The organism is Aeromicrobium sp. PE09-221 (genome assembly GCF_002174305.1).
In the GTDB taxonomy this organism is placed as follows: Bacteria; Actinomycetota; Actinomycetes; order Propionibacteriales; family Nocardioidaceae; genus Aeromicrobium.
In genome coordinates, this window is record NZ_MIJB01000109.1 from 1 (window position 1) to 768 (window position 768).

Annotated in this window: 2 protein-coding genes; both read right to left on the bottom strand. The window is 38.4% G+C overall.

Features of this window, described 5'->3' with window-relative positions:
- Positions 1-270: head-tail connector protein (locus BHE97_RS19620; protein WP_201791563.1), on the bottom strand; the 270-nt coding region annotated here is incomplete at its 3' end.
- A gap of 11 nt (positions 271-281) precedes the next feature.
- Positions 282-768 (bottom strand): phage major capsid protein (locus BHE97_RS19625; protein WP_087625674.1); only part of this gene is annotated, 487 nt, incomplete at its 5' end.

Here is a 768-nt window from a genome sequence, read left to right on the forward strand (position 1 = left end):
ACAATATTGCAATTGAATTAATATTGACTGCAAACTAAATGCAAGTTGTTCAGCTTTTCCAACCGCTTCACGGTTTTCATGCCAATGAGCAATTAAAATGCGAGCCGCTAGTTTAGCAAGCTCGCTCCTCAAATCTACATTTTTACTTGTGGCATTCTTAATATATATTTCTGCTGCTTCTATGAAAGAGGCAATGAGGTCATCATCCTCATCACCATCCACACGAAGATACTTCTTTGCTTCCTCTAATGTTAGCACCAAGAAGGACACCCCCTGCTTTATTAAGCTCCAGTTTTAGGTGCAACCGTAATTTGCCCATATACAACCGCTTCTGTATCCCATGGTGTAACGTCCTCACGCTCAATTGCTCGGAACTCAGAAGTATTTGTTCTCCAGGCATTTCCACCCTCTTTAGTCATATCGATAGATAATTGTTTTCTATCCCACAGGACAATTGCTTCTTTTAAATCTCCAACAATAAATGGCGCTTTACCATCCTTATCTGTAGCAATTGTTTTATTGGATAAAGTAATAACCGGCTTGCCTGACAGTAACTTACGAGTCGGATTTGTTGGATCTGGTTGAAGTAGTGGACGACCATCCTTATCTTCTAATTGATCTAGGTAATTGAATCCATCTTGGTTTGTAAAAATATTAGCTGCTGCTGCAAAAATTGGATCTAATGTAACGTTTAATGCCGTTTTAATGCCTTTATAATCCTTTAAATCAACCTTTGTCAATTTGCTGAGTTCTTGCAAAATTAGGTAG